We start from the raw sequence: 26,691 nt of genomic DNA, 5'->3' as shown, positions 1-26,691 counted from the left end.
ATCTTCACCGCTTCCTGGTTCTGCACGTCCGTGACCCACGTATATGCCTGTGTGATCGGGCGGCGATCGAGTGCCGCAGCCAGGAACAGTGCCGCCAACAGATCCTTTCCTTCCGGATCGAAGAATGCGTCCGTCTTCGCTTCGAGTCCGTCGTCACCGGAGGCGAAATGATCGGCCAGGTCGGCGGCCCTGACTTCGTCGGTCACCCACGTGAGCGGATTCCACCACCAACTCGGTTCCTCATTGGCGACCCTCTGCGGATCGAACACCCAGACTTGCGAGCCCATTGCCTCTCGAACGTCGCGGGTCGCGTCGACGACATCGCGTTTGTTCGACGTCGTCAGGACTGCGCCGGGAGCATCGAGAACTGCGGGGATGACGCGACTGGTCGACTTACCGGTGCGAGGACCCCAAATATCGACGTGCAGGTCCTCCCAGCTGCCGCGCAACATCGGGGCCGACCCGAACACCGGCTTGCTCGGCAGCAACAGGTACCCGAGCTGGATGCCGACAACGTCATCGGGACGGAGCCGCACCTGCAAGGATTCGGCTTTTGCCCGGCATGCCTGTTCCGTCAACGAAGCGATGTCGCGACCGCGGCCCATGTACTTGGCCAGCTCGTCGACGCGGGTGCTGTCCCGCTTGCGCAGGATCAACAACCACATGCCCACTGCGACCAGCACGATCAACGCCAAGGCGAAGGCAATCGCCACTACGCTCGCACCGGACTCCCACACGAGATCGCCCTTGATCAGGCCCGCGACCATCGCCATCGGATTGACCGGAACATCCTGCTCGGTGCCGAACTGCATCGCGACGGAGGCGCCGACGACGCCGGCAACCGCGATCCCGGCGCACACACCGAGCACCTCGAACGCCACGTCACCTTGACTGGGATCACGCACGGAACCCTTACTCATGATTTACCTCCTGCGGTGTCGGAAACTGTTTACAGAGAAGAACTTCGGCGGAAAATTGTTGGGCATAGCTGTGGGTTGATTACTCCGGTCAGGACATGAGGCGCAGAAGGACGACGAGGGCGACTGCGGTCAGTGAAAAGACGATCAGGCGGGGGCCGTTGACGTTCGGTGATATGCGCGGTTTCCGGCCGGTCTTGCGGACGTACGTTGCGTCGGCGATCGCGGCTAGTCCGAACAGCACACTGACTGCTGCGATCACGAAAACGGCTATGGTCAGGCCGGTGATGGCGCTCTCCAAAAGCGCACCAGCTTGTCCGTCACTCGATCCACTCGCGAATCGTCCAAACATGATGTTGTTTCCCAACTGTCGGATTTACGTGTTGTCCGTCGGTATCTCGACGACGGTGGTCAAAGTGACGGCGTAACCGGCACGTGGTCTGCCCGTCAACGATGTTCCCGTTACTTGAGCGGGGATGACGGTGTGCGAATGGCCCTGTACTGCAACGAATCGGTGTTTCGTTTCGAGGTCGGCAACCAGGTCGTGCATCTTCTGTACGGCGCTTTGCAGCGCAGCGGACGGCTCACCGGCTTCGGTGGCGGTGCTGTAAAGGAAGATATGCGTCATCTACAGGCCTCTGTTCGCGGCGATCAGTTCACGGTTCACTTCGCGTAGTGCTTCGAGTTCGACGCGGAGGGAATGTATTTCGGAATCCGGGGCGCACGGTTGCGGTTTCACGGCGTCTGCGCCTTCCCGCTGCCGCCACCATGCCCGCACGGTGGAGGTGTGGATGCCGGTATCGGCGGAGACACGCTCAATCGTTGCCCACAGAGACGGATACTGAGGGCGCAGCTTGTCGACCAAAGCGACTGTGGCACTGCGCACCTCTGCTCCGTAGCGGTTGCCGCGGGTGCTGCGTTTGCCGCTCATGCCGCGTTGTCCTTCGCTGTCTGTGCCGCGTGTCCGGCGTCGGTGGCGTCGACGAACCGACTGTCGGTGTCGTGCCACTGGTATTTCAGCTCCGTGGGGGTCAGGACGGTCTCGAAACGGTGCCCTGGAATGCGTTCGGTGCCCTGTTTGAGCAGGAAAAACCCTCGGCCTGGGGGTGGTCCTGGCTTTTCGAGTTGGGCGTCGTAGCCGGCTGGGGACGACAGCGCGGAGACCCATGCCTTGTCTGCGCGGGTGAACGGAATGATGGAGTCGAGTTTGTCCATTTCGTCCGAGGTCAAGGCGCCCACGATCAACGCTCCGGCGCGTTCGATGAAGCCCTTGGCCTTCATGATGTCGAAGTCCATTTCGAGTGATTCGAGGTCCTTGACGGTGTGGGTGATCATCACCAGCGCCGTTCCGACGGTGCGGGTCAGGCGGGTGAGGGCGTCGACGCGGCTGACCATTCCGGGGCCGGCGAGGACTCGCCAGAATTCGTCGAGCACCGCCAGGAAGAGCAACCGGTCGCGAAGTCCGCAATCGGCGAGGACGTGTGCGGCTTCGATGGCGCCGAATCCGTCCTCCCAGCATGCGGCCATCACCGCAGCTTCGAGCTTGGTGTCACCGTGGCTGAGCGCTGAAATGTCCACGCACACACCGGTCGGTCGATCCTCGCCGGTGAAGTCGATCGGGGTGGTCGTCTGCTGGGAGAACACCTCACCGAGATCGCCGTCGAGCAGCGCGGACAGCGTCTCGAGGAGGGATTCGACCTTGGCGAGGTACTTGTCCTTGTCGCGGGTGTACGCCTTGCGCATCAACTCTTCCGGCGGGTTCTCGATCAACGTGAGCAGATCCGAGATCAGCGGCGGATTGTCGTACCCGAAACGGGGGTCCTTTTCGAGTAGGCGCAGCGCCGCGGTGATGATGTTGCGTTCGGCCTGTGTCAGCGCTGTTCCGCGCTCAATCTCGCACAGCGACTGCATCACTCGCTTGCGGCGTTGGTGAACCTGCTTGATCACTTTCTTCTGCAAGTCGGGGAAGTCCGCGAGCAGCGGAATCACCGACCCGAGAGCTCCGATCGCGAGCGGGTTGAGGTACCCCTCGCCGTGTCCCAGGCGCACGATCTTGCCGCGATCGCCGCAGATGATTTCGATTTCCTTGGTGAAGTCGGGTTTGGTGTCGGCGAACACGAACGGGATGTGACCTTGGGCGACGGCGCCGCTGACGAGTTTGCGGCCCACCGTGGACTTGCCGTTACTGGGGAGGGCGAGCATGAACACGCTGGGGGTGTTCTGTCGGCGTGAACGGTAGGTGGCGGTGATCGGGTCGTAGTGGAACGAGATGCCGTCGGGATCTTTCCCGAGCGGGGTTCCGACCATCGGATAGGTGCTACCTACTACCCACGGGGAGAGCCCACATGCCTGCACACTGGTGCCGCGGAACTCCGGCGGCTTGGGTACGACGCCCATCTTGCCGCCGCCGTGGCCGGCGAAACCGCGGTCGGTGAGTTTGGGGGCGCGGCGCCATTTCGGTTCGGTTCGGGAAGGGTCGCGTGCGAGTTCGGCGGCTTTCGCCGCTGCCTTCTCGTCTGCGATGCGTTGTTTTTCCTCTGCCTGGCGGCGTTTGCGTGCCGCTGCCATCGGATCGCGTAGGGAAGCATTCTGCTTCTTGCGTCCGGGTTCGTACGTGCCGGTCAGGTCTGCGATCCGGCGGCGCAACATCACACTCATCGTTTTCTCCTGTCGGTGGTGGTCGGCCGGTTCAGGCCTGCAAGGTTTTCGCCGTCGTTGCGTGGTCTTGGAGATAGACCCCGACTCCGACGCCCGAGAGAAATGCCGCTGCCTGGTATCGCCATGCGGGCCGTACCTTCGTCGAGCACCCGGCGACCAGGGATTCGATCGTGTCGGCCTGAATGTCGAGCTGGGCTTCGGTACTTGCCGACGCGGTGACGATCAGCGAGACCGCTGTCGCGCCGGCACCGTTGCCGACCTCGACGCGAGTACGGTCTGCTGCCTTGACCTTGAGGTCTGCGCGGACCGACCCGATACCGCGTTGGGCATTGCGTTCACCGACTGCGTAGACGTAGCCGCTCTCGACTGCGTTCACGGCGTCGGCCGGGGACATCGGCCGGTGAATCAGTGTCACGCGCTTGCGCGGGACGTCGCCGTGGCCTTCGAGAAGTGCTTTGAGGATCCGTTCGTTGCGGGCACCGGACGGGGGTGCGTTCATCACCCAGGTCCGCGAGGCCGCTCCCTCGTGGAAGTAGGTGTTTTTGGTTTCCTCGGCCGTCATCGGGCCGGCATCGAGCCAGTCGACGTACATCTCTCCGCTGCGCAGTGACGATTCCACCTCGGCTTCGACAACCGGGCGGGGATCGTATGCGCGGCGCACGACTGCGGAGATTTCGTGATCGGACATCGGGACAGCGGTCACGCGGAATGTGCCGAGGTTCGCGCAGATCGACGGAAGACGTTCTGCCAGATCGGCAATCATCGCCATCGGATCCTTGCGTTTGGCTTCCGTGTTCGCGGTGAAGGTGAGCGCCATGTGGGTGTGCAACTGGATTCCGTGACGCACGCCGGTCCCCGATTCGCGGACCACCGCTTGTGCGAGTTCAGAGGTGCCGGGTTTGCACAGTCGCGTGATTTCCGCGTCTTGCCGCGCGCCTGTCTCCGGGAGGGTTTCGATGATGGTGGCGATCGCTTCGATGTCCGGCGTCTGTCCGCTGAGGTTGATGAACTCGCCCCAGTTGGCGACGTCGAGGTCGACCTGACCCTGTTCGACACCCTTGTATCCGGGCACAGAGCAACGCAGCCTGATCGTGTACTGATGCAGTTTCGGTAGATGACTCATTCCGAATCGTCGGCCCAGTTTGTCGATTCCCCACCACATTTCGATCGGAGCGCCGATTCCCGGGACTCGGGTTCGGCCTCCGGGCGCATTCGAGAGAGAACCAGCGCGCAGGATGTGCTGGCCGCGCCGACGCTGCTTGCGCCACCCGGTGAGTTCAGTGGCGAATTCGTACCCTGACTTGCCGCCGATGCGTGCAGCGAGCGGCGCCCAGGTCAGCACCACTACGCCGAGGATCACCGCTCCGGAGACGAAAAACCCCGCGAGCAGTGCAACGATGCCGGCCACGATGCCCGACGCGAAGACGTAAAACATTTTCTTCGACACACCGAACAGGTACGTCGAGGGGGCTTCGTGAAGACCACCGTAGGTGTTCGGGCGGGCCGGTGCTTCGGTGCTCATAGCTGCTCCTTGAGGATGGAATCAATGAGGTCAAACGGTGCGGTGCGGTGTGCGCTCATCCGGACCGCCCACCTTGCGGCTCGTCCGGAACGTCCGCGCCCCCACTTGCTCCGGCGGCGCTGTCGCCGATCGTCGACGCGACGGCGCCCATAGCGCTGCCGATCCGGTCGGAGACTTCCTGCCCGACGGCGACGGCCGCACCGACAGGACCAGCGGCCGCGGCCGCGCCGGAAGCTGCACCGCCGGATGCTGCTCCGGATGCGCCACCGGATGCTGCTCCGGACGAACCGCTCGCGGTCGCTGCCCCAGAGGGACCGCTCGATGCAGCTTCCGTGCCACCGCCCGAGGGCGCCGGTGAGCTCGACCCGGATGAGGGGGTGCTGGAGCCGGTCGGTTCCGTACTCGGGCCGCCCTGAACGCTCGACGACGAAGAGGACCCGGAATCCTGTTCAGCCGAGGAGGACATCGACTGGATCATCGAAGCGCCCATACTCGCGCCGGTCGCGGCGAGCATTCCGCCCAGCACCGCGCCGCCGTTGCCGCCGGCCATCGAACCCATCGCAGGAACGATCAGCCTCGCCAACGCCGGCATCGTCAGGCACGAGAGTGTCAGCAGGATCATTCCGGCAAAGACACCTTGTGCGTCGGTAGCACCGGCGGCCGAGAGGAAAGCGATCCCGTACACGCTGGAAGCGACGAACGGGAACAGTGCGAACACCACCGCCCAATTCCGTAGCTTCGTCCAGGCCTGCATTCCGGCGCTGCCGATTCCTGATGCGGCGGCCGCGATCGGCGCCCATCCGAGGACGAGGCGCAGCATCGCGATCTGCATCATGATGAACACCGCTTGCACGGCGGTTCCGACGATGCCCAAGATCGCGAAGACGAAAATCAAGCCCGGACCCAGGAGAGGGCCGACTTCGGCGACGGCGAGGAGTTTGTTCGCCGCTTCGTCGATGTTCTCTCCGACCATCGCTTGAACCAGCCACACACCCGCTGCTCGGGAGAGTTCGTCACCGGCGAGGATGAGCGGAACCAGAGTCCAGGACGCGAACACTGTGCGGGTCAACATCATTGCCGTTTCTTCGGCATGTTGCTGTGCCAGACGCGATTTGGCCCAGGCGAGTTTGAGTGCGGAGATCCCGACCGAGATCATGAACGCCGCTATCTGGAATATTCGCAAGAATTGGTGCACTTGCCAGACGGTGTTCTCGGTGTCACTGTTTCCGACCGCGCCGGTGACCGAGTTGGTCATCCACCACGTCAGCATGAAAGTGATGCCCTTTTTCCAACCGTCGAGGAACACTTCGGCGGCCTTGCCGACGCCCGATTTCCACATCCCGTCGGCGAACTCGCCGGCCGCGTCCTGTGGATTGGCCACAGCAGTGCCCAAGTCGCAGAACCGCTCGAGGAACCCACCGACGACCGGTACGGAATCACCGACGTCGCGGCAACCGGCATACATGTCGTCGTCAGCCGGCGGTTGCCCGGTTTCCGAAGTGCCCGGATCATCTGCCGGGGGCTGGGCATGCCCGAGCGCGACTGGCCCGAAGACCAGCACAGCCAGGAGCAGAGCCGCGATCGCAGCCAGACGCTTCACCATTGGGTCCACCCCGTCAGCGAAGTGATCGTCTGCGGCGGCAGCTGGGTGGACGGGCGACGGATCTTCCAATCACCGTCCTGCCAGACGACCTCGAAGCGAGTGGTGAACCAGGAGCCCGGAGTCTTGTCGCGGGCCGCGACCTCCACGACCGCGAACGAGTTGTCAGCACTCCAACCGGAAATCTTGAATGCCGCCGGGATGTACTGAGGGGGCAGCTGGCTCCAGTCGATCCACTTCTTCGGCGCCCACGACGCCTTGTTCCCACGTGTCGAGGGTTCGATCTGGTTGTCGAAGACCTCATCGAGTGATTCCTGGTCCATGACCGTCCGCATGCTGATCTGCCAGGCAGCGAGCGCAGCGCCCTGAGGGGTGCGAGCGAAACCCGTGGCCAATGGGCCATCTACTCGAGTGGGACCGTCGGAGGTCGAGAACGGCAGGATGAACGGACCGACTTGCTGCCACATCAACCCCTCCGGAGCGGGGACCGGGTCACCTTCCTTGAACGAGGGGCGATCTGCCGGCGACTGCGGCAACGCCTGACCACGCGGGTTGACGGGGTTGGCGATCACGCGGCCGAACAGATCCGCCGACGGAACGCCGAATGCAGTGCCGCTGTCGGGTTTTGCTGGTGCCGTCGCGGGCGGCTGGGTGGCAGTGGGGGCGCCGGCGCCGGCGGAATCGTCGTCGCGGGTGACGGCGATGAACACGGCCACGGCCACGACCACCGAGAGAAGCGCGCAGAACACGGCAGCGGCAATCCCGGTCGTGCGGCTGGTCGCCAACCACTCGCCGGTGCGGCGAAGGCGCGATCCTTCTGTCGTCTCGCGGGGTTCGGTGCGGTTACTCACGGGTGGCTCCTGAAAAGTCGGGGGAAGATCAGTCGGCGTAGGAGAAGGCGGTGTATCCGTCGAGCGAGGTCAACGGCACTGGATCGGTGGGCGCAGCTTCGGAGGTCTCGGGCTGCGGATCAGGGAGAGTGATCTTCCAATCGCCGTTTTGCCAGATCAGCGAGGTCGGCGACGCAGACAGCGCAGCGTCCGGCATCCGTGTGGCCAGCCACACCACGGCTTGGTCTGGGCTGTAGTCCTCGATGCGGAATCCGGCGAACTGGGCTGTCTGAGCAGGATCGGCTTCGGTGGTGATGGAGGTCATCACCCGCGCCACGGCGTACGCGTCACGGCCCCGGCCAGGGGCGGTCAGCAGTTGTGCGGTCTGCGCCCAGGTCTCGTCCGGTGCGAGTGCGAGACGGCTCTGGCCCTGAATGGCGGCCATCACCACCCCTTGGGGTGTTCGGCTGTATCCGAACGGGATCTTCGCCGAAACGCTCGTCGGTCCGTCGACAGCGGAGACAGGGACAGCGACACCGCGGTAGCTCTCCCACTGCACCTGCTGCGGCGCTGCGCTGGTGTCGACCGCCGCGGTGCCGGTTCCGGGGTCCTCCTGCGACGATCCGCACGCGGTGGCCACCGACAGCGCGAGAGCTGCGGCGACGAGGGCGCCGACGAGGCGGTAACGGTGAATTGCCATGATTTCCTTCTTTTTCGCAAAGTGAGTAGTGGAATCGAGACGGGCTAGATGAGGAGCCATCCCGCCCACGTGATTGCGGAGGCGGTGACGATGGCGCCGATGGCGATCGCGATCAACCGCCGGATTCCGGGGCCGGTGACTTCGCCGTCGTCGAAGCGGTGCGCGACTTCGACACCGGCGCGCATCGCGGCGACGATCAGACCGGCTGCGACGAACCACAGGAACACCCCGAGCATCTGCCCGAGCGGGACCAGGACGTCTTCGCCGGGCATCTTGATGCCGCCGCCTGCGGCCAGTATCGAAGTACTCACTCCATGAACCAGGTGACGTACGAGGCGGCGGAGGACGTGATGATCGCGCCGACGGCGACACCGACCACCATCATCTTTTCGCCGCGTCCGGCGGTGCCGTCGGCGAACGACTGGGCGAACTTGACGCCGGCCATCATTCCCAGTCCGATCAGGAAAGCTGTTGCCGCCCACAGGCCGACGCCGAGCAGGATCTGAAACTTGTCGCCTGACGGCGGAGTGGTCATCTGAACGTCGATCACGTCCCCGCCCTGTCCAGGCGAGGGGAAGGGCGCGGGCTGCTGAGCGAGGATGTAGGTGTTGATGGTGTGGAGTGCGTTCATGAGAAGGTGCCTTTCGAGTTATGTTGCGGAAGAACTGATTTCCTTCACCCGAGCTGCTGCTGCGACTCGGATCTGGTCGTGGAGAGCGATCACCGGGGCGACGGGGTATTTCGTCGGGTCACGCGCCGCTTTCTTGTCGGCCGGCAACGTCGAGGACGGAGACCACTCGGGAAGCTCACGAGGAGGCATGACCCGCCAAGGTTCGAGCCACGGCACGTCCCAGCAGTGCCCGGCCAGCGAGCGCGCCAGCGACTCGACGACGGCTAGACGGTTCCGGACCGGCTTGGACAGTGGGCGATCACTGTCGGCGACGGACACGACGCCGAGGATGTGTGTTCCTTCCGGCGTGCCACCGGCGGCGTGTTGCAGAAGCAGTGAATGAGCACGCTCTACGCCGTGCATCGTCGTGCGAAAAACGAGCACCACCAGCGGCGAGTCCGCGCCCGGTAGGTCACCGATGTATCCGGGCCAGCCGCGCTGGCAGTCCCCCGCGTATGCGAGGGAACGCGTCAGCGAGGAGACTCCGGCACCTCCGGTAGCTCCGAGAAACCAGACAAGCGGCCGGGCCGGGGTCAGAGCCTCACGTTCGATTGGGCCTTCCCAGATCGGAGCGGATTCATCGATCCCGGGCATCACAGCCCCCGCGATGCGTGGACCGCTCGGCATCGGAGCACCGCGGCGCGGAACATCGGCATATGCGCTGGTCATCGGACCATCACCGCGCTCACGCGCCACACACCGAGCTTGGTGGCGGTCATGTACGCCGCGAACGGAACCCGATCAATCTCCCGGCCGCCGGCATCGACGGCGGTCACCGTCACTGCCACGACTCGTGAGACCTTTGCGGGCTTGTCCTCGGGGTGATTGTCGGCGGTCACCGTCGCCGTGGCCGTGGCCACCGCGTTCTGCTCACGCCAGGACTCCCATTGGCGGCCGGTGATCGGTGCCAGAGCAATGAAGGACGACGCGTTGTCGGTGTAGTACCGCTCGTCGAGCAACGGTGCTGCCCGGTTCGCGGCGTCGATCTGGTTGGTGTCCGCCCCGGGGGTGTACGAGAACAGAGCTTGCGCGGCCGCGACCATCACGGCTTCCGGATCGCTTTGATCGACCGAGGAAAACGGTTCCGGCAGAGTTGGATCGGCGGGAACAGTCAATGATTGGGTGGGGCCGCCCTCATCCATCGGGTGGTCGTGGTCATTGCTGCGGCCGCATCCGACAAGTGCGAGAACAGCGAAGGTCATGGCTGCGAATGCGGTCAACCTCATCGGTCTGCGGTCAGTCCGGTGTGTCATCGTGCCTCCTGCGGTTGCGGTTGTGATGCGCCGAAGCGGCGGACGTGCATTTGTTCTCCCGACATCCCTGACAACGGAGCGATGGTGACGGTCTGGCCTTCGGTCGGAGCGTGAAGCAACATTTCTTCGCCGTTCTCGAGGCCGTAGTAGATGCCGACGTGGTGCGTGTTCGAGGCGGGGCCGAAGAAGATCAGGTCGCCGGGTTGTTTCTGGTCGATGGGGACTTCTGCGCCGCGTGAGTCGTAGAGCTGTCCGGGATCTGCGGTCGATCCGGTGAAGTGCGGCAGGCTGATTCGTCCGCCGGATGCCTGGTAGACCGCGTACAGCGTCAGACCTGAGCAGTCGAATCCGCCGCCGGTGGGGCCGTTCGTGTCGCCACCGCCCCAGACGTACGGGGTACCGATCCAGCGCGAGGCAGCCAGGATGACGGCTCGTCCGAACTCGCTGGCTGGACCCTCGCCGCCGCCGCTACCGGGTGCGGGCTGCTGATCGTTGCAGGCAGCGCTGCCGCCGTCGGCGACGGCGATGGCTCCACCAGCTGCGATGGATGCGAGGTCGGCTTCGGACATGTTCGCCCCGGCGCCCTTGAACTTGGCCGCCAACGTGGTGGCGATCGGCTCGTCGTCGGCGTACGCGTCCGGGTACAGCGATCCTTGAACGTTCTGTGCTGCGACGGTGATCGGTAGCGATTCCCACCCGCTCTGCTTGGCCAGCGCTTCGTAGAATTTGCGTGATGCAGTGGCAGAGTTCATCAGTTCTTCGAGCGTTCCCCACCACGGGTACTGCTGCTGAAACTGATTGACGGAGCCGTGATCTCGTCCGACAGCATCGTGTGGGAAGTCCAGGGATCGGCCCACGTCCTTCTGATCGGCTTCGAGGCGAGGATCGGTGCCGTCATTGGCGTACATGCGAAAGCCGGATTCCTGGCTTGCGGTTGCGAGCGCGACGACGACGCCGCGATCTGGAATGCCCATGACTTCACCGACCGCGACGATCTGCTTCGCGATCGCCAACTGTCGGCCGTCCAAACCTCCGAACCCGGAACCTTCATCGCCCGCATCGCCCGAGCCCGGGGAAGTCGGTGCCGGCGCAGCGGGAGCCTCGCCGGGTTCGGCGGCCTTGTCGATCCACGGTTGCGGATCCACCGCGGTACCGGCGCCGTCGGGTAGACGACCCCCGTCCCACACCTCGAAATGAAGGTGCGGCCCGGTCGAGCCGCCGGCATTGCCGATCGCCCCGATCTGCTGACCGCCGCGGACCTGCTCTCCGGCGCGGACCATCACACCGTCGTCGAACATGTGCCCGTAGACGCTGCTGTATACGTGGCCCTCGATTTCGTGATCGACGATGATCCAGTTCCCGAAGCCGTCAGCGGGACCGGCTTCCCGAATGCGGCCGTCGGTGAACGCGTAGATCGGGGTACCGACCGGACCTGCACGGTCGAGTCCTTTGTGTTCGGTGCCCCATCGCGGACCGAACGGAGAGGTGTCCGTTGTTTCGGACGACTTGGTGGGCTTGACCAGCGAACCAGCAGCGGCGACCTGGCCGCCCCCGTTTTCGACGGGAGCGCACTCTTCGTCCTCGGAAACGAGAACGACCACCACGGCCATGATCATCAGAAGGAACGCGACGGCTGCGGCACCGACAACGGCGATGGTGCCGCCGACGCCTCCGCTGCTGCTGTCATCTGACACGAGATGGTCCCTTCGGTTGGAGTGGGACGTCAGTGCGTCCCGGGGTTTGCTGGGCGGCGGCGCAGCAGAGGAGTTCCGTGCGCCGCCGACCGATCACTGCGCGGGCGGTGCGGCGGCCGGCGCCTGGGTGGGAGTCGGGATCTGGGCAGGCGCGAACGCTCCGCCCGGCCCGACGATTTCGGGAGAAACCGCCGAGGTCGTGGCGAACACCGAGCTGGTCAGCGGCGTCGAGGGGGCCGCAGAGGGCGTCCCGCTCGGACGAGTCGTCGGCGAGGCTGTTTTCGTGGTGCTCGCCCCGGCCGACGTGGATCCGGACGAGAGTTCTTTCGCGAGGGTGGAGAACCACTCGACGGTGAACTTCGCCGGGGTCTGTCCCTGTCCTCCCACGGGAATCGAGTCGTAGGTGCCGTGGTTGCGGGCCGTGTCCCAGTATTTGACCTGCGTTGCCATCTTCAGCAGGTCCTTGTTGTCGGAAATGCCGCGCTGGACTTCGTTGTAGATGTACTTCTGGATTTGGGTGCCGGTGGACGGCGGGAACAGACTCATTGCCGCGTCCCCGACTTTCGCTGCCAAGATGCCCAGTGCAGCAGGGGGATTGGCCATGCCGACGGTGGCGAGGGTGCCGATCGTGTCCAGTGTGAGGACTTTCTTCGCGACCGCGATGCCCGCTTGCAATCCCATGACACCGGTTTTGATGACTGCCCGGATGACATCGGCGTCCGCGTCCGGAGTGGCGGAGCGCGGATCGGAATTCGTGGACAGGCGCCCGAGGATGGTCTTTCCGGAAGACTGCACGGTGAACCGGCCGTTGGAGAAGTTGATGTCGTCGTTGACGACGTCGGCGGCGGTACGAATTGTCGCCCCACCCAATGCGCCCGCGAGGTCGAGGAGAGTTTTCTGCGGATCCTGCTGCTCGAGGTGCAGCTGCCCAGCGATATTGGTGACCGTGCGGGCCAGCGTCGCATCTTGTGGTGTCGCGCATGCGAGGTCGCCGTCGGTGCAGAACGAAGCGACACGGCCGGCAACAGAGCCGTACCCGGACGAGGCGGCGTAGTTCGGGGCTATGCCGCCGCCGTCAGCAGGGGTCGGGGTGGTCACCGTCAGATCCGACAAGGCAGAGGTGGCAACGCCCTTGGGTGGTGTCGGTGAACTCTGCCCGGACGAGCCGCCGGGGAAGGTACTGGCACCTTGCGGGCGATTCGGGGACGAGAACAATGCGCCGGCGGCGAGCTTGTCCGCTGTGATCGGGCCTTTGCCGCTGCCGATATTGCGGATGACGGTGTCCGCTATCTGCGCGCCTTGCGAATATCCGGTCACCGCGATCATCGACGAGGGGCACCTATCGGCGTAATCGGCGATCGCTTGGCTGGTCTTGTCGACCCCCTCGGTCATCGACTGCTCGTACGTCGCTCCCCGCCAACCGAAGTCGGCGGCGTACGGGACGAGCATCCGTGAGACCTCACCGGCAGCGGACTGGAGCAAGGGCACCATCACCGACATGCCGAGGAAGCCGCTGTCGATGGTGGGGTCGGCATCCGGCGCGGACTGGTTGGTCCCCTGAACACCGAAGACTCCCAGAGCGGTGCAGGGCATCGGTGCGGAGTCGCCTGAGGTGGGTGCGGCGTTCGCCAGACTGGTTCCTGCCAGTGCGAGGACGACCGTGGCCGTCACCGCTGTGGTGATCCCTCTCGCATATCTCATGCGGATTTCCCTTCGGATGTGTTTGTTCACTGCGTCGGCGCGGCTGCACCGAGGTTTCGTACGTCGGCGGCGAGAGCGGTGAAGTCCTGCTCGACACCGCTGCCCATCGCCGAGGTCGCGATCGGTCCTCCTGCGGCCAACGACCGGTCGTGACCGATCAGGCGCACCGCTCCGATCCGGCCCGCCATATGGGCACTGAGGTGATCGGCCACCGGCGTCGAACCGGGACGGACCTCGACGACGGCCACGACGACCGATGCCAACGTGTGTGCGCCGAGGGTGCTCTCGATCCATTCCAGGACGGAGGGAAGACGGTTTACGGAGTCGCCGCGACTGGACACCACCAGGACGATCACGACCGACGCATCGGCCAGGAGCGGAGCGAGATGCTGTGCACGCAAGGGGTTTCCGGCGTCGTAGATCGGAAAATGACCGGACGCGGTCAGGAGTGAGTGAACGGACTCGAGCGCCGCAGCGTCGCCGCTCAGCTCCCCGAGCGTGCGGCGACCCCACAGCACCCCGTGCTCGGAGACCCATTGGCCGGGGTTCAGCTCGCGCCCGCAGCCACGGCCGGACAGGTCACCGCCGGCGGGGGTCGTATCCACGGCGGCAGCAGTGACGAGTTCGGTGTGCAGTGCACTCGCCAGGCCGACCGCTGTCGTGGTGGCTCCGACTCCACCGGCAACCCCGGCGATCAGCACAGCAGAAGGCGGTGCCAGCGGAATCAGTGCATCTTCTGGCTCGGGCACTTCATCGACCGGGGCTTCTGCCTCGGATCCGGGCACGAGCGGCGGTGCGGTGTCGTCGACCGGTGCCGACGGCTTCTCGTCGGATTCGTTGTTTTCTGTCGGCTCGCCGCCCAGCCAGTCCCCTGCCCACGTCACGGCGTGCCTACGCTCTCGTTGATGGCCGCGATCAGCGTCTTTCCGTCACGCACGGTCGTGCTGATGGTTTGCGCGTATCGCACGATCGCGCCGTCCGCGGCTTTTTGGACCATCTCTACGGCGAAGACACCCGGCTGACCGGACGGGCGGATCAGAACGCAATGCTCGGTGCCGACCGGGACGCCGTCGTCGATGCCGGCTTGCAAGGTCGCCAGTTGGGTGGCCGCAGCTTCCGGAGTGGCGAAGCCTCGCGCTTTGTCCGCATTGCGATCGACGTAGAAGGCGTGCTGAAATCCGAGGATCGCATCAGGGCCAGATCCGGTACCGCCAGGGCCATTCCCGCTGATGACGTCACCCTTGACGCTGCTCGGGCACCAGGACGAGGCGGCCTGCGCCCCGGCGACAGACGTCCCCGCCGCTGGCGGGGCCGTAGTGGTTCCAGGTACTTCGAGGGAGGCTGGAGCGTCCGGTTCGTCGGAACCGGAGGCCAGCGCGATTGCGGTTCCGCCGACGAGGACGGCCAGCACGGCCGCAGCGGCTCCCCCGACAGCGGCTTTCGTGCGGCGGGTCCGGCCACGCGACCGGTCGGATCCAGGGAGAGGTTCGGGGATACCGATCCGCTCCCCCGCATCCGGGGCGGTCGGTGTCGGTTCCGGATCGGTGGCCGGCAGCTCCCATTCCGATGCCCAATCCGGTTGTGTATTCAGATCACTGACAGCGAGAGTGACGACCGGGAGCGTGCGGACAACACCGACGGACCCGGCGATCGGATCGGTCGCCGGTCCGGTCTTGTCCTCATCTGCGAGTTCGAATGTGGGAGTGAGGTGTTGGGTAGGTCGGCTCACCGCAGCGACAACGGTCTCGTCTGCCGAGGAAGCGTTGCCGGTGGAAACCGGTTCGCTCTCAACAGTTTCGGCATGGTCGAGTAGGGAGTCGGGTTCTGATTCCTCATCGGGGTTTTCGGACTCGGGCTCGGAATGTACGTCGGCGTCTGGGGTTTGCTCTCCCGTGTCCACTTCGTCGGCGAACTCGGTCGGGTCCAACGGTGGAAACCAGTTCTGACCTGACATGTCGATATTTCCTCTCGTGCAAAGAAAAAGAACTTCGACTAACACCGCCGGGGCCGAAGCCCCGACCCCGGCGGCGGTAGTGATTACGCGGGGGTCGCTCCAGCGGCAGCAGCGCCGAGGGCTTGGCCGATCAGATCGGCGGTAGGTCCGAAGGCGTAATTCGCTTCGACGGCCGCGTTGTCGAGTGCGGCGATGACCTGATCGCCACCGGGCTGAGCGAGGACGGTTTCACGTGCAGTAGTGAGCTGCGCGTTGACGTTCTCGGTGATCTGCGGAACGGACGCCACAGCATCGGTGACGACCTGCGCGATCTGCGGGGCCTGCGCCGCCAGCGCGTCACTGGTCTGGGAGGTGATCGCAGGTGCGTCCGGCTCAGGAAGGTTCGGCACGTCGATGTGGCGAGGCTCGGCATCGGTGTCACCGGCACCGATTGCTCCCGCCGTCAGACCGCCCACCACAGCTCCAGCCGCGGCACTGGGAATCCCGAGAAGCAATCCACCTGCACCGGCACCGATCGCCGTGCCGACGACGCCTGTCGTCGCTTCCGGCAGCGGCGGCGGGAGCGGAACCAGACCGCCCATACCGGCCCCGATCAAACCGCCCACTGTGCCGCCACCCAATGCGCCCACTGTGAACCCTGCGGTTCCGGCAGCCAAGGCACCTGCTGCGGCTCCGCCGAAGGTTGCAGCCGAGACACGCTGTGAACGATCGACGTCGACGCCGACACTGGACCAGAATGTCGCGAACTGTGAAACACCGACAGATGCAGTGTTATTGGTGCGTTCGAGATACTCGTCGGACATCCAATTGGGCTTCGGCCCGACGTAATCACCCAGCTGCAACATCTGGGGCGGTGCTTCGATCGGAGCGATGATCTCGACTTCGGTCGGGAGATGGAGTGTCCCCACGTCGATCGGGTCGCCGTAATACGCCGGCGCAACGTAGTTCCCGCTGCTATCGCCTGCATTGTTCGGGGACGACTGCTGCGTCGACGGCGAAGGCTTCCACTGAATGTTGTCGTACTCAGCCGGAGGCGGAGTCCAGTACGAACGATCGGACGTCGGCGCAGGAACCTCAGGGGCAGTAGTAATACCCGGCTGCTCAGACGCAGGTGGAGGCGTCGTAATGCCCGGCTGCGACGGAGCGGTAATGCCCGGCTGGGTCGGCGCTGCGATCGCAACTCCGGCATTGACGAAGGCGGCTCCGACCATCGCCGCCAACGTCACGGCTGCGACCGCACCCGTCGACGGTGACCGGTGGCGGCCACCGGACCGTGGTTTCTTGAACTGCTTCATGACATCCCTTCAAACTTGTTGTGGTTCAACAACTAACGGAACATTGGACGTGCTTGGCCGCACAAAATGCGAGAGTTACGCGGCCTTCGATCCCGACGCAACAGCGCCGGGAAGTTCGATGGAGCGTGAAAAATGCGCCATAACGAGGGAGCCCGCAGGAATCAATGAATGTCCGACCGGGCAGAGTCGTGCGCCGACCACGAGGGCGGGTACACATGTGTGACCGACGGCCCGGCCTGCGCACAACACAGGTTCGATAACGCGATATGAGGCAACGACGAAGTATTCAGCCGAGGTCGGACGATCGGAAATGCCGGCGGGAATTAAACCGCGGGGATCAGATTCAATGGAAAGGCTGGAGATCTTTTCCATGGTTGCCTCCGGATGGTTGCGTATTCAACGACGCCGCCTAGACTCGAAGACCTGTGAAGTCATCCAGCTGGGTGATGCCGCAGTGGGACCCCGGGGAGTGTTCGGACGCCAATCAGAGTCACGCCCTGGGGTTTTCTTTGTTCAGCTACTTCGTTCAGTAACCATATGAATCACATGCTTTTTCATCCCCTAGCATAGCGCGTTATACCCGCGCAGCCAATGGGCGCATGGTGCCCGCTATGAAACTCCGCGCGTTGTGACTTCCGGTTACTAGGTTGGAAGAATGAACAACCGTGGACGAAGGCAAAGCGTGAGCAGGCGAATCCTGCGTAACTTCGTCCCTGACGCTCTCAAGAAGCGCAGGGAATCGCTGGGAATGTCCCGACCTGACCTTGCGCGATTCGCCGATGTCAGCGTGACTGCTATCGCGGACTGGGAGAAGGGGCGCCGAACTCCTGGGATCGACACGCTCGTGCAAGTTGCAAAGGCGCTGAAATGTGAAATCACGGACCTTGTCGATGTGCCGGACGGTGTTCGCAGTCTTGCTGATCTCCGGATACTTGCAGGCCTCACTCAGCCGCAGCTCGGGCGCGTCACCAACATCAGTACGACAGCGATCGGGGCGCTGGAGCGGGCGGAAGTGCGCCTGACCGACGAGCGTGCTGCTGTTCTGGCTGAAGCACTTGGGGTGGACGCTGAGGCCGTGAGAGCTGGCTACGACAAGGCGCGCAACCGCGGAATCGGGGAGAGCCCATGATTTCGTCTGCGGGTCCATGCTCGGTCCTTGTGGGGGTGTGGCGTCTCGGTAACGCAAGTTCTCATCGTTTCGATAACTATCGTATGGTTCGGCAGTACGATAGCACTGGAATCCGACAGGTGTGTGCTCGAAATGTCGTGATCCCGAAAAACGGTGAGGAGTCGGTGCGCAATGGAGCAGCCTGCTGAAGATTCCAGCGTGTTCGCTGAGCGGCTCGAACAGCTCTTCGCCGGTGTGCCAAATGCAGACGGCAAGCGTTACACCTTGGGACAACTGGCCCGCCGCTCTACCGAGATGGGATACCCCATCAGTGAGACCTACCTATCCCACCTTCGAACAGGTCGGGCGAAGTCCCCTAGTTTGAAGACGGCAGCAGGTATAGCCGCAGCCTTCGGAGTGGATGTCCGCTATTTCCTCGACGAGGAAACTGCCACACGAACCAAGACCGAACTCGACTACGCGCGACTGCGGGCGGATACGAATGTCCATGCTGTCGCCTTCCGGCTGGCGGGGTTGGACAGCGGCGATCTTGAGGTCGTCAACGACCTGATCCGCTCCTTTCGTAAGCGGCGTGGTCTACCACTCGATCCACCTGACCTGCCGGAAGAGTAGCTAGCAAATTACGCTGGCCCTATGAAGCCAGTTGCATACCCCGCGCTCATCGAAGTGCCACCGGAGGACGCAGCGTTCCGGCACCTCCGACTTGTGCACCGCACGCGAAAATTCCTGCGTGGCCTCGACGTCCAAGCTGTCGACCCCTATAAGCAAGCGCCACTGATTCTTTCGGGAATTTCAGAGCTCATCGGATCCCCTATTGACCTTGAGGCTCGTTCGCTGTCGCCGCGTGGACCGTTTGCGGCCACGCTCCTCGATGACCAGGGAATCGTGATCTATTTCGAACAAGCCGCGACCCTCGTGCATCAGGTACACAACGTCGCACACGAGCTGGGTCACCTGGTCTGTGGCTCTCTGATGGAGAACCCCGACGAGGAACTCTTCGACGCACATCGGAGAGGGGACTACACCAACGTCATCGAGCATGATGCAGAAGTCGTAGCGTCCCTCGTCATGAGCTGGGTAAACCTCGCATACGCGATAGCTCCAGTTGTACAGAGCAGTGCACAGGGGCGTCACCTCGCGACGGCATTGCAGGACAGGATTCAGTCGATATGATCTGGTTTCTCATAATCGCACGTACTTTGATCATTTTCGGAGTGGCCCTATGGCGTGCGTGGGCATTGTGGAGACGGCCCAGTAAGTCATCTGAATGGATGGTCGTATGGGCAATCGCACTGCTCGGAATCTCGGCTCTTCTGGAGATCGCGTCCAAAGTCGATGTGATAAATGGCGGACTGCACACCTATCTGTTCGCCTGGTTGCAGTCGATGTTCCTCATGCTCGCTATCCTCAGCACTGCTCTGTACTTCATTTACTATTGGGGGAATCCAAAGGCGCGACATGCCTATGCAGCTGTAGCCGTAACGACCTTTCTGGCATCCGTCCTCGGTGGCCTGTACTTCACATGGGTAGTGCCAGCAGGGACGGAAGTATTCGAATTCGACTCCGCCGGCGTCGTCGGATTCTATTTCTCCTCCAAGATCTTCTTTCCAATCGGATTCCTCGTTATTTCGATGCTCTCGTTCCGCGCAGCCAAGATATCCAAAGGAGCACTATCGCGGGGCCTGAAAGTGCTGTCGATTGGATCATTTGTCCTCGTAGCAGCCGAACTCATTCTGACGCTGCAACTCGTTTACCTGGCCAAAGACGGATACATGCCGCACAGTTTGAGGGTACTCGGTCGTGCCGGGATGTCGCTGGGGATACTGCTATTTATCCTGGGTATCTGCATTCCTGCGATATTACAGCGCAAGGCTCAGTTGGCGCTACGAAGAAAATACAAAAAGGATATTGCGGCGATGACCGCCCTCTGGGACGACTTGTCCAACAAATTCCCTAGGCATGAGTTGAAAAAGCGTTCAGGCCCCCTGGTGTCGATACTTCCAAGACGCACTTCTTTGATGATTCGTCACTATAGAATGTTCATAGAGATCAGGGACGGATTGATCCGTCTGAGTTCTAGTATCGTTCCCGAGGACTACGCCGCAGCCGGCGCAACCGCGAACGCTAGAGAAATTCGTAAACTTCTGGAAAGCCCTGACGAGTTAGAGATCATCGTCCCCGTTCACCTGATTGTTGCCCCGGATGGTGATTCCTTCGATGAAGATGTGAAATCCATCGTCGAATTCTCCCTGCTCTATTCCGCAGCCGAAGGAAAAGCATGAACCAGATAGTAATCGTAGGTGCCGGAATCGCGGGACTAACTCTGGCCACAGCACTCAGACAGAGAAATATCGAAGTGCTTGTCTTGGAGAGACGGACCGACCTGAGTTCGCAGGGAGGGGCGTACCTGACAATCTCGGGACAGGCGATCGACCAACTGATCTCGATTGGAGTCAGCGAAGAACTTCGTCACGTTGGCGTAGCCGTCAAGAAAATCGTTCGAGCGGGATCAGGAAAGTCATCCGGCGCACCACTGCCTGTCACGGATTCAGGCACTGAGTTCAGACACCTGTGGAGAGCCGACCTGATCGACTACCTGGCGCAATCAGCGACCGAGGCCGGCGCCAAGATCGAGACGGGTGTGGACGTTGTCTCGGTCGTATCCAATGGGGACCGCGCAACAGTGTCCGCCGGTGGGCGAGACATCCACGCTCAATTCGTTTTCGGCTGTGACGGTGTCGGGTCGACGGTGCGCTTGAGCAACCCCCTGACCGGCCCTGACGCTTCTTATCAGGGGCAGACAGTGATCTACGCCCACATTCCAACCGCTAACGCAGTCGAAGAAGCAGGCGTTCTGTCCTTTTTGAAGGAGAAGTTCGACGGAGGCCTTGGCGACGATACCTTGGGATATCTGAACGGTGACGACGGTCAAGGGCTCTTCTGGTTCGCGAGGCTAGCCGCAGAGGGGGCACTCCCGAAGAGCGAATGCGGGCGGCAGCCCGTCGAGAACTGGTCAGGCGTTCTTACTCAGAGACTCGGTTTCGCAGAACTCACGCCATCATTGCTGGAGCGCACGAGCGAAGTGTTCGTAGCGAATGCGACAGCCCACGACAACATGCCTAGCTGGAGAAGTGGGCGGACGATGGTTATCGGGGACGCAGCACACGCAGCCTCCCCAGCATCTGGAAGCGGCGCCACGGAGGCGATCGGCGATGCGCTGGCTGTAGCAACCGCCCTCGCTGCTGGTCTGGAACGTGGAAGCTCGCCGGAGGCTTCTCTGGACGAAGTCGCGCAGGCGCGCACAGCCGCCTTGGCCAATCGCAGAAGATAACGAAGACTCTCCCGCTGATCCTCAGATCGTGCAGCTAAAATCTACGATGATAGATTTTGTTGATACGTCTACGGCGTGTCGAACCCCCAGCGGGGCGTGAGTGCTGCACCATCGTAACTGTCCCAGAAAACGAAGTGTCTGGCGGAAGGAAGATTGCGATGGGTCGCAGAAGCAAGGGCGAGCGCGGTGAGTACAAAGCACGCGTCCCGGCTCGCGTTGACGTCGAGGCGCTCGCTGCCGCACGCGGTTGTTCCTCAGTGAGCGTCTACATATCCGATCTCATTTGCTTGGACGCTGGACGTCCCGAACTCGCCGAAGAGCTTCGCCAGGGGGTGCTGCCGATCTCTGCATAAAAGCGCCCGTGATCAGACCTCACCAAGTCTGACTCACTGACTGCCACAACCTCTGTGGTGCCGCTTATTAGCTGAGAATTGAAAAACCCCCGGCGAGCTAGGCCGAGGGTTGATCGAAGTTAGTGAGATTCGAGTTACCAGCTCGTTTCTCAGCGGTGCTGCTAATCCCCGGAGGGACTTGTCTTGGAGGACATGTCTCAGGGTAACTCATGCCCTGATCAAATTTCTACGATCAATCTGCGTGTCGTCGATCATGACGACGCGCTCCTGACGAACCTGTACGCGGCTGCGATGTGGATGTCACCGCGGACTCGCCTTCGTATCGACCCGACCAGCACCCACGACTACAGCGCAACAGTCGTCGCACCGACGGCGCCGCCGAATGTTCCATGGGCGCTTCACCTGGCCGATTCGAACAATCAATACAAGCTTCTGGCATTCGATTTCGATACCGCCACGCACGGTCCGGGCGTGGCACTTGCAGACGCCGACCGCCTGGCACACGAACTGACCGAACTCGGAGTACGACACCTCCGCACGACGTCGGGACCGACTGGCGGACAACATCTCTGGGTTTCCCTCAGCGAGGCGACCCAACCGGGCGACGTGAAGACGCTTGCCCACGCGCTGAGCGCGCACTATCCCAGTCTCGACATCAGCCCGCTGTGCAATCCGGTCACAGGTGCGGTCCGAGGACCAGGTGCTCCACACAGAGCAGGAGGGTATGCACTCCCCTCCCTACGTGGTCACGCGCTCTCCGAGGCGCTGGCAGCCATGCGCCCCGGAACCCCCTCCGATGTCATCGGTTGGCTCCTAGCCAGGCACCCCCACTCCACTGCTCTATCCGGCGCCGCTAACCGGTCGACACCGATCCGGATCATCGAGTCCGCCGATGGGCCTCGTCTGGACCGTCCAAGGCGCTCGCTGTCAGCGCGGACGAGGCTTCTCATGGCAACCCCGCTCAGCAACGACCGCGACCGCAGCACCGTTGCCTTCAGCATTCTCCTCGGGATGGCTCGCGCCGGCCGCACCCTTAAAGACGTCGAGGCAGCCCTGACCGCACCAGGGCTGATCCGCCTCCATGAAGACAAGAACGCCGGTCACAGCTTCACACTTGCCAAACATTGGTCTCGTGCAATCGAAGCGGCCGCGGTGTTCGCTCCTTCAGTGGTCAACGTCGATTCGGCCGCGTGGGACGAGCTCGATGCTCAGCTGGACACGATCGTGGACACCCTGCACCGGCACTCGGCGGCGTTCGCGCGTCCAGGTGGCCCGAGCGACGAACGGATTCTCCATGCATTGGTTCAGCTCGCGCGCACAGCCCGGACCACGACCCTGGACATTGACTGCCGGCGACTAGCCCATGCCACAGGCTTGGACGCATCGACCATTTCCAGAAGGATGAGGGCACTCGAAGCGGCAGCGTGGGTCAGTCAGGTCCAGGCAGGTTCTGGAACCGCCGGTGCAACATGGAAGCTCAATCCACCCCCCGCTGAGTACTGCACAGGTGCAACACAAGTGGAACACGCCCCCGGCCCGCCCCCGTCGGACACGCTCCTCGCTCACCACGCCCACGACCTCTGGACACCTGCCCCCGGATTAGGCCCTGCCTACGCTCGAATCCACCTGCACCTGATCTCTGGGATTGACGACACACCTGGTCTTGCGGCAGCTACCGGGTACTCACACAGGACAGTGGAAGCGGCAAAGAAGGCGTTTGCGCGGCTCCACCTACTCCCGACATCGCGGTCCACAGCCCAGACTCGTCGGCTTCAACTCCACACAGCGGCTCAGCAAATAGGCGTCTCAGGGGTGCTTGCAACCCGAGCCTTACGTCACGTGACGGAGCGCGAGCTATTCGCCTGGTGGACCGACGAGCTGGAGTGGCGGCGTAGCCGTGGAAAGAAACGTAGCGGTCCCCGAAGGTACGCATCCGGATCCGTCGCCCTGCCAATCGAAACAACACCGCGAGGGCGCTACGGCCGCTTCCCCACCATCGGCGGCCGCGCCGACTACGCCGCAGCTCGACGCATCGTCACCGATTACCAGTCGCCGAAGAGTGTGCTTGCAGCTTGATTTCCTGGGTCTACGCGATGCTGAGTGGGCGGTGCTCAATGTCCCCTGGCGGCGGCGGCGAGGAACGTCGTCCCTGTCGCGTGCAAGGCTAAATGTAGTGCGGGAAGACAAAGCTAGGGAACCTCGACATTTTGCGCTTTTTGCGTCTCTGCCTGGAATTACAGTCTTGTGGGAACAGAAGTGCGGCGTGCCGCAAAACTCTCTCACCAGCGGTGTTGCCGTAATCGAACCAAGTTGACGACGATTCATTAATTAATGCATGCATGCACTCATTAACTACAGACAGAGTTAACGCATTAGTGCTAGCATTCATGCATGACGACAATCATGGTGTACAGCGAGGCCGGCGGCGTCACCAAGACGACAACCGCGGTCTCCCTTGCGATGGTGGCTGCCCTCTCCGGGGTCAAGACCACTCTCATCGACCTAGATCCCCGAGGTGCGGCCACTAAATGGATCGGCAGCTATCCCGAGGAATCGTGGCAGCACGTGGGCGCGATCCTGGCCGACGAAAACCCGGAAGGGTGGGCCGAAGATCTCGCCATCGACAGCGGGTGGGACGACAATCTGCGCATCATTCCGTCCTCGAGGTCACTGTCGAACCGTGAGAGGGACTATGAAGATCACGCCGAACTGAGGCTCGCAACGGCATTGGAAGGGCACACAGCGGAAATCCGCATCATCGACTGCCCTAACCGCCAAGGCGGAACGCTCACGCAAAATGCGCTCGCCGCCAGCGACAAGGTCATCTACGCCGCAACCGCGAATCAAGACGGCATCGACGGTGTCGAAGGCGCGCAAGAGTCCGTCGCAAAGTTCCGCAAAAGCCGCGAAGCGATTGGTGCCCCCTGCCGTCTCACCGAGGCAGGCATTGTCGTCGGCGCCGTCAAGGAGACGGTGATGACGAAAGTGTCAGTGAAAGCGCTGGAGCGACTGAGGGAAACGGGCCTCGTTCTCACACCAATCATTCCGAATCGCACCATCGTCGACCAGTCGCGAATGACCGGCGAGTGGTACGGAAAATTCGACAAGGGTGAGCCGGTTTTGGCCGCTTACCAGCAGATATTTTCCGCATTCATTAACGCATGAGTGCACGAGTTGACTTAATTAATTCATGCACGCGTGCAATAATGAGTGAATGCACTAACTCATGCGTGAGTTACGTAACGAATGCAGCAATGCATGAACTCATGAGTTACCGAACGAAGGAATGAACTAATGAGCACAGAACCTGACCTCAGTGCCCCACGGAGAGGGCCGCGTCCGGCCGTCGACGAGGCTGTCGATTCGGCAGAGGTTCCAGCCGCACGCCGGCCGGTAGGGCGCCCGAAGAAGGAAAAGGCCGAACCCGTCATCCAGTTCTCGACCAGGCTCGGCTTGAGCTTCCGGGAAACTATCGACGCCGTCGAAGACGAAACTGGGCACAGCATCCGTTCGATCATCGAGCAGGCAATTCAGTCGACCTACCCCGAACACTACAAAAAGCACGGACGCAGCACCCGATAACGAGCGCGCAGATTGATCTGAAACGCAAAGGGAGCCCCGCCGGATGCACCCGACGAGGCTCCAGACCGGGAACCCCGCTGAAAGACATCTCACGGGGTGTAGGAGTCAAGCCGCGATCGGTAGGGGAGGTGGGAATGCGTGCAGTTCGTCGAAGAGTTCGCGGGTGGTGAGGCAGTGGTGGAGTTGGCCGAGGAATCGGTTGAACAGATGTCGTTGAGCTTGATGGTTCCAATCTCCGCCAGCGCGGCGAGCGTCGAAATGCCGTCTGGCTCCGGGGGATGCTTGGAGGGCGCTGAATGCCCAGATTGTTCCCGCTGCAGCCAGTCTCCGGTTCTTGACGTGCCGGTGCAGGACGAAGGTTTTCTTCCCGCTGGCGCGGGTGATCGGGGCGGCGCCGGCGTACGCCTTGAGGCCGCGGGCGGTGACGAATCGGGTGCGGTCGTCACCGATCTCGGCGAGTACTCGGGCTCCGGCGAGTGTGCCGAGCCCGGGGAAGCTGGTGATGATCTTCGCATCCGGGTGCTCGGCGAAGAGCACGCTGACGTGTTCGGCGAGGGTCTCGGCAGCTGCGCAGGCGGCATCGAATTGCTGCAGCAACGTCATCAGGCTGATTCCCATCGCCGCTTCGATTTGCGGTGGCTGGCGAAGCTCCGGGGCGCGCATGATGCCCCGCAACCGTTCGACGTCGCGGTCGATGTATCGGGAACGTCCGGCCCTCTTGAGCGCCGCCCGAAGTTGGGGCCGGGTCAACGCGGCAGCTGCGGTCGGAGTCGGAGCGGCAGCGAGCACGCTGCGGGCATCGGGGCGGGTCAATCCGTCTTCGAGAGACTGAAACGCGACCAGAGCTGCTGGGTAGTACTCCTTGAGGAGCGAGCGGATCTCGTTTTGGAAGCGTTGCCGAGACCAGACGGCGTCCTGTTGGGCGCGGGCAAGAACCCGAATGGCCAGCGCAGTGTCGGTGTCGGCCGGCAACGGACGGTGTGCGCCGGCGTCGGTGCGCACGATGTTCGCCAGCATGACCGCGTCGGCGGAATCGGATTTCGATCCGGACACCGAATGCCGGGACCGGTACCGCGAGGCGGCCAGCGGATTGATCGGGTAGATGACCCGGCCACTCGCACGGAGCGCGGCGATCCACAGGCCGTGATCGGTTTCGATCCCGACCGGGATCAGATCCTGGGCGGTGTCGCCGGCTTCGGCGAACGCCTCGAGCAGTCGGGCGAACCCGACGGCGTCGTTGCTGACGCGTCCGCGGCGCACGACGTCACCCAGGTCGTCGAGGATCGCGAAGTCGTGATGGTTTTCGGCCCAATCGATTCCGCAGTACAGTCCCACCGCGCCTCCCAATCTCGATGTGCAGGTTGCGAACCCGTGTGGTGCACGCGGCGACCTAATTGCAGGACTCGACGGTCCGTCATCTCACCAGCCGTTCGTGACACCAGCGCACCGCAGGGCACTCGATCTGCCGAAGAGCTCACGGCTCGGGAACACAGAAGAAGAGA

At 62.9% G+C, this 26,691-nt stretch carries 28 protein-coding genes; 9 read left to right on the top strand and 19 right to left on the bottom strand.

Annotated features, from left to right (window positions below):
* The 18 genes from MTX36_RS21850 to MTX36_RS21765 all read right to left on the bottom strand — a co-directional run.
* The coding region (locus MTX36_RS21850; RefSeq protein WP_243621736.1) for a type IV secretory system conjugative DNA transfer family protein at window positions 1-920 on the bottom strand (920 nt) is incomplete at its 3' end.
* A gap of 88 nt (window positions 921-1,008) precedes the next feature.
* Window positions 1,009-1,269 (bottom strand): hypothetical protein, encoded by a 261-nt coding sequence (locus MTX36_RS21845; protein ID WP_156779027.1) that lies wholly within the window; start codon window positions 1,267-1,269, stop codon window positions 1,009-1,011.
* Between the two features lie 24 nt (window positions 1,270-1,293).
* On the bottom strand, window positions 1,294-1,545 hold the full coding sequence (locus MTX36_RS21840) for a hypothetical protein (protein WP_065353077.1): 252 nt from the start codon (window positions 1,543-1,545) through the stop codon (window positions 1,294-1,296).
* On the bottom strand, window positions 1,546-1,848 hold the full coding sequence (locus MTX36_RS21835) for a hypothetical protein (RefSeq protein WP_219468676.1): 303 nt from the start codon (window positions 1,846-1,848) through the stop codon (window positions 1,546-1,548). It abuts the gene before it with no gap.
* Window positions 1,845-3,575, bottom strand: coding sequence for a hypothetical protein (locus MTX36_RS21830; protein ID WP_219468679.1), 1,731 nt, complete (start codon window positions 3,573-3,575; stop codon window positions 1,845-1,847). Before MTX36_RS21830 ends, MTX36_RS21835 begins: the two co-directional genes overlap by 4 nt.
* Window positions 3,576-3,606: 31 nt before the next feature.
* Entirely contained in the window at window positions 3,607-5,097 is a 1,491-nt protein-coding gene (locus MTX36_RS21825) for an SCO6880 family protein (RefSeq protein ID WP_042925332.1), read from the bottom strand.
* Between the two features lie 55 nt (window positions 5,098-5,152).
* A complete protein-coding gene (locus MTX36_RS21820; protein ID WP_219468681.1) occupies window positions 5,153-6,700 on the bottom strand; it encodes a hypothetical protein in 1,548 nt (515 codons plus the stop codon).
* Window positions 6,694-7,548 carry a hypothetical protein gene (locus MTX36_RS21815; RefSeq protein WP_065353074.1) on the bottom strand — a complete coding sequence of 285 codons (855 nt, stop codon included), beginning with the start codon at window positions 7,546-7,548 and terminating at the stop codon, window positions 6,694-6,696. The genes MTX36_RS21820 and MTX36_RS21815 overlap by 7 nt, the downstream gene beginning before the upstream one ends.
* A gap of 28 nt (window positions 7,549-7,576) precedes the next feature.
* The gene (locus MTX36_RS21810; protein ID WP_166813051.1) at window positions 7,577-8,227 is read right to left on the bottom strand and encodes a hypothetical protein; all 651 of its coding nucleotides are present in this window, start codon (window positions 8,225-8,227) and stop codon (window positions 7,577-7,579) included.
* A 44-nt stretch (window positions 8,228-8,271) separates the two neighbouring features.
* A complete protein-coding gene (locus MTX36_RS21805; RefSeq protein WP_064075286.1) occupies window positions 8,272-8,538 on the bottom strand; it encodes a hypothetical protein in 267 nt (88 codons plus the stop codon).
* Complete coding sequence (locus MTX36_RS21800) at window positions 8,535-8,858, bottom strand: hypothetical protein (RefSeq protein WP_019750045.1); 324 nt, start codon at window positions 8,856-8,858, stop codon at window positions 8,535-8,537. Before MTX36_RS21800 ends, MTX36_RS21805 begins: the two co-directional genes overlap by 4 nt.
* 18 nt (window positions 8,859-8,876) lie before the next feature.
* On the bottom strand, window positions 8,877-9,566 hold the full coding sequence (locus MTX36_RS21795; RefSeq protein WP_219468684.1) for a hypothetical protein: 690 nt from the start codon (window positions 9,564-9,566) through the stop codon (window positions 8,877-8,879).
* Complete coding sequence (locus MTX36_RS21790) at window positions 9,563-10,150, bottom strand: hypothetical protein (RefSeq protein WP_243621735.1); 588 nt, start codon at window positions 10,148-10,150, stop codon at window positions 9,563-9,565. Before MTX36_RS21790 ends, MTX36_RS21795 begins: the two co-directional genes overlap by 4 nt.
* The gene (locus MTX36_RS21785) at window positions 10,147-11,844 is read right to left on the bottom strand and encodes a peptidoglycan DD-metalloendopeptidase family protein (protein WP_083197738.1); all 1,698 of its coding nucleotides are present in this window, start codon (window positions 11,842-11,844) and stop codon (window positions 10,147-10,149) included. Before MTX36_RS21785 ends, MTX36_RS21790 begins: the two co-directional genes overlap by 4 nt.
* Before the next feature lie 93 nt (window positions 11,845-11,937).
* Entirely contained in the window at window positions 11,938-13,545 is a 1,608-nt protein-coding gene (locus MTX36_RS21780; protein ID WP_243621732.1) for a cutinase family protein, read from the bottom strand.
* Window positions 13,546-13,571: 26 nt separating this feature from the next.
* A complete protein-coding gene (locus MTX36_RS21775) occupies window positions 13,572-14,429 on the bottom strand; it encodes a hypothetical protein (protein ID WP_219468690.1) in 858 nt (285 codons plus the stop codon).
* A complete protein-coding gene (locus MTX36_RS21770) occupies window positions 14,426-15,499 on the bottom strand; it encodes a hypothetical protein (protein WP_219468693.1) in 1,074 nt (357 codons plus the stop codon). Before MTX36_RS21770 ends, MTX36_RS21775 begins: the two co-directional genes overlap by 4 nt.
* Before the next feature lie 83 nt (window positions 15,500-15,582).
* Complete coding sequence (locus tag MTX36_RS21765; protein WP_219468696.1) at window positions 15,583-16,794, bottom strand: insoluble domain protein; 1,212 nt, start codon at window positions 16,792-16,794, stop codon at window positions 15,583-15,585.
* A 682-nt stretch (window positions 16,795-17,476) separates the two neighbouring features.
* Here MTX36_RS21765 and MTX36_RS21760 point away from each other — a divergent pair.
* The 9 genes from MTX36_RS21760 to MTX36_RS21720 all read left to right on the top strand — a co-directional run bounded on the left by MTX36_RS21760 (window position 17,477) and on the right by MTX36_RS21720 (window position 25,189).
* Window positions 17,477-17,923 (top strand): helix-turn-helix transcriptional regulator, encoded by a 447-nt coding sequence (locus MTX36_RS21760; protein WP_099698589.1) that lies wholly within the window; start codon window positions 17,477-17,479, stop codon window positions 17,921-17,923.
* Window positions 17,924-18,094: 171 nt separating this feature from the next.
* A complete protein-coding gene (locus MTX36_RS21755; protein ID WP_054832128.1) occupies window positions 18,095-18,535 on the top strand; it encodes a helix-turn-helix domain-containing protein in 441 nt (146 codons plus the stop codon).
* A gap of 21 nt (window positions 18,536-18,556) precedes the next feature.
* A complete protein-coding gene (locus MTX36_RS21750) occupies window positions 18,557-19,096 on the top strand; it encodes a hypothetical protein (protein ID WP_219468700.1) in 540 nt (179 codons plus the stop codon).
* On the top strand, window positions 19,093-20,205 hold the full coding sequence (locus MTX36_RS21745; protein ID WP_308124371.1) for an MAB_1171c family putative transporter: 1,113 nt from the start codon (window positions 19,093-19,095) through the stop codon (window positions 20,203-20,205). The genes MTX36_RS21750 and MTX36_RS21745 overlap by 4 nt, the downstream gene beginning before the upstream one ends.
* A complete protein-coding gene (locus MTX36_RS21740) occupies window positions 20,202-21,254 on the top strand; it encodes an NAD(P)/FAD-dependent oxidoreductase (protein WP_243621731.1) in 1,053 nt (350 codons plus the stop codon). Before MTX36_RS21745 ends, MTX36_RS21740 begins: the two co-directional genes overlap by 4 nt.
* 158 nt (window positions 21,255-21,412) lie before the next feature.
* A complete protein-coding gene (locus tag MTX36_RS21735; RefSeq protein WP_042925531.1) occupies window positions 21,413-21,607 on the top strand; it encodes a hypothetical protein in 195 nt (64 codons plus the stop codon).
* Window positions 21,608-21,799: 192 nt separating this feature from the next.
* Window positions 21,800-23,683, top strand: coding sequence for a hypothetical protein (locus MTX36_RS21730; RefSeq protein WP_243621730.1), 1,884 nt, complete (start codon window positions 21,800-21,802; stop codon window positions 23,681-23,683).
* 315 nt (window positions 23,684-23,998) lie between these two features.
* Window positions 23,999-24,772 (top strand): ParA family protein, encoded by a 774-nt coding sequence (locus MTX36_RS21725; protein WP_182262794.1) that lies wholly within the window; start codon window positions 23,999-24,001, stop codon window positions 24,770-24,772.
* Window positions 24,773-24,901: 129 nt separating this feature from the next.
* Entirely contained in the window at window positions 24,902-25,189 is a 288-nt protein-coding gene (locus MTX36_RS21720; RefSeq protein WP_099698583.1) for a hypothetical protein, read from the top strand.
* A gap of 105 nt (window positions 25,190-25,294) precedes the next feature.
* Here MTX36_RS21720 and MTX36_RS21715 read toward each other — a convergent pair whose 3' ends face one another.
* Window positions 25,295-26,524, bottom strand: a complete 1,230-nt coding sequence (locus MTX36_RS21715; protein WP_064113750.1) for an IS110 family transposase — start codon at window positions 26,522-26,524, stop codon at window positions 25,295-25,297.
* Window positions 26,525-26,691: the final 167 nt, after the last annotated feature.

This window comes from Rhodococcus sp. ARC_M6, assembly GCF_022810305.1.
GTDB lineage: Bacteria > Actinomycetota > Actinomycetes > Mycobacteriales > Mycobacteriaceae > Rhodococcus_F.
This window is presented reverse-complemented; position numbering and strand designations above follow the sequence as displayed.

What these genes read in the sequence shown, in the direction of transcription:
- MTX36_RS21795 (WP_219468684.1), bottom strand. Translation starts at nt 9,566, where the DNA reads ATGACCAGCGCATATGCCGATGTTCCGCGCCGCGGTGCTCCGATGCCG.
- MTX36_RS21830 (WP_219468679.1), bottom strand. Translation starts at nt 3,575, where the DNA reads ATGAGTGTGATGTTGCGCCGCCGGATCGCAGACCTGACCGGCACGTAC.
- MTX36_RS21790 (WP_243621735.1), bottom strand. Translation starts at nt 10,150, where the DNA reads ATGACACACCGGACTGACCGCAGACCGATGAGGTTGACCGCATTCGCA.
- MTX36_RS21820 (WP_219468681.1), bottom strand. Translation starts at nt 6,700, where the DNA reads ATGGTGAAGCGTCTGGCTGCGATCGCGGCTCTGCTCCTGGCTGTGCTG.
- MTX36_RS21740 (WP_243621731.1), top strand. Translation starts at nt 20,202, where the DNA reads ATGAACCAGATAGTAATCGTAGGTGCCGGAATCGCGGGACTAACTCTG.
- MTX36_RS21845 (WP_156779027.1), bottom strand. Translation starts at nt 1,269, where the DNA reads ATGTTTGGACGATTCGCGAGTGGATCGAGTGACGGACAAGCTGGTGCG.
- MTX36_RS21810 (WP_166813051.1), bottom strand. Translation starts at nt 8,227, where the DNA reads ATGGCAATTCACCGTTACCGCCTCGTCGGCGCCCTCGTCGCCGCAGCT.
- MTX36_RS21730 (WP_243621730.1), top strand. Translation starts at nt 21,800, where the DNA reads ATGTCTCAGGGTAACTCATGCCCTGATCAAATTTCTACGATCAATCTG.
- MTX36_RS21825 (WP_042925332.1), bottom strand. Translation starts at nt 5,097, where the DNA reads ATGAGCACCGAAGCACCGGCCCGCCCGAACACCTACGGTGGTCTTCAC.
- MTX36_RS21745 (WP_308124371.1), top strand. Translation starts at nt 19,093, where the DNA reads ATGATCTGGTTTCTCATAATCGCACGTACTTTGATCATTTTCGGAGTG.
- MTX36_RS21765 (WP_219468696.1), bottom strand. Translation starts at nt 16,794, where the DNA reads ATGAAGCAGTTCAAGAAACCACGGTCCGGTGGCCGCCACCGGTCACCG.
- MTX36_RS21780 (WP_243621732.1), bottom strand. Translation starts at nt 13,545, where the DNA reads ATGAGATATGCGAGAGGGATCACCACAGCGGTGACGGCCACGGTCGTC.
- MTX36_RS21720 (WP_099698583.1), top strand. Translation starts at nt 24,902, where the DNA reads ATGAGCACAGAACCTGACCTCAGTGCCCCACGGAGAGGGCCGCGTCCG.
- MTX36_RS21835 (WP_219468676.1), bottom strand. Translation starts at nt 1,848, where the DNA reads ATGAGCGGCAAACGCAGCACCCGCGGCAACCGCTACGGAGCAGAGGTG.
- MTX36_RS21770 (WP_219468693.1), bottom strand. Translation starts at nt 15,499, where the DNA reads ATGTCAGGTCAGAACTGGTTTCCACCGTTGGACCCGACCGAGTTCGCC.
- MTX36_RS21725 (WP_182262794.1), top strand. Translation starts at nt 23,999, where the DNA reads ATGACGACAATCATGGTGTACAGCGAGGCCGGCGGCGTCACCAAGACG.
- MTX36_RS21840 (WP_065353077.1), bottom strand. Translation starts at nt 1,545, where the DNA reads ATGACGCATATCTTCCTTTACAGCACCGCCACCGAAGCCGGTGAGCCG.
- MTX36_RS21755 (WP_054832128.1), top strand. Translation starts at nt 18,095, where the DNA reads ATGGAGCAGCCTGCTGAAGATTCCAGCGTGTTCGCTGAGCGGCTCGAA.
- MTX36_RS21735 (WP_042925531.1), top strand. Translation starts at nt 21,413, where the DNA reads ATGGGTCGCAGAAGCAAGGGCGAGCGCGGTGAGTACAAAGCACGCGTC.
- MTX36_RS21750 (WP_219468700.1), top strand. Translation starts at nt 18,557, where the DNA reads ATGAAGCCAGTTGCATACCCCGCGCTCATCGAAGTGCCACCGGAGGAC.
- MTX36_RS21800 (WP_019750045.1), bottom strand. Translation starts at nt 8,858, where the DNA reads ATGAACGCACTCCACACCATCAACACCTACATCCTCGCTCAGCAGCCC.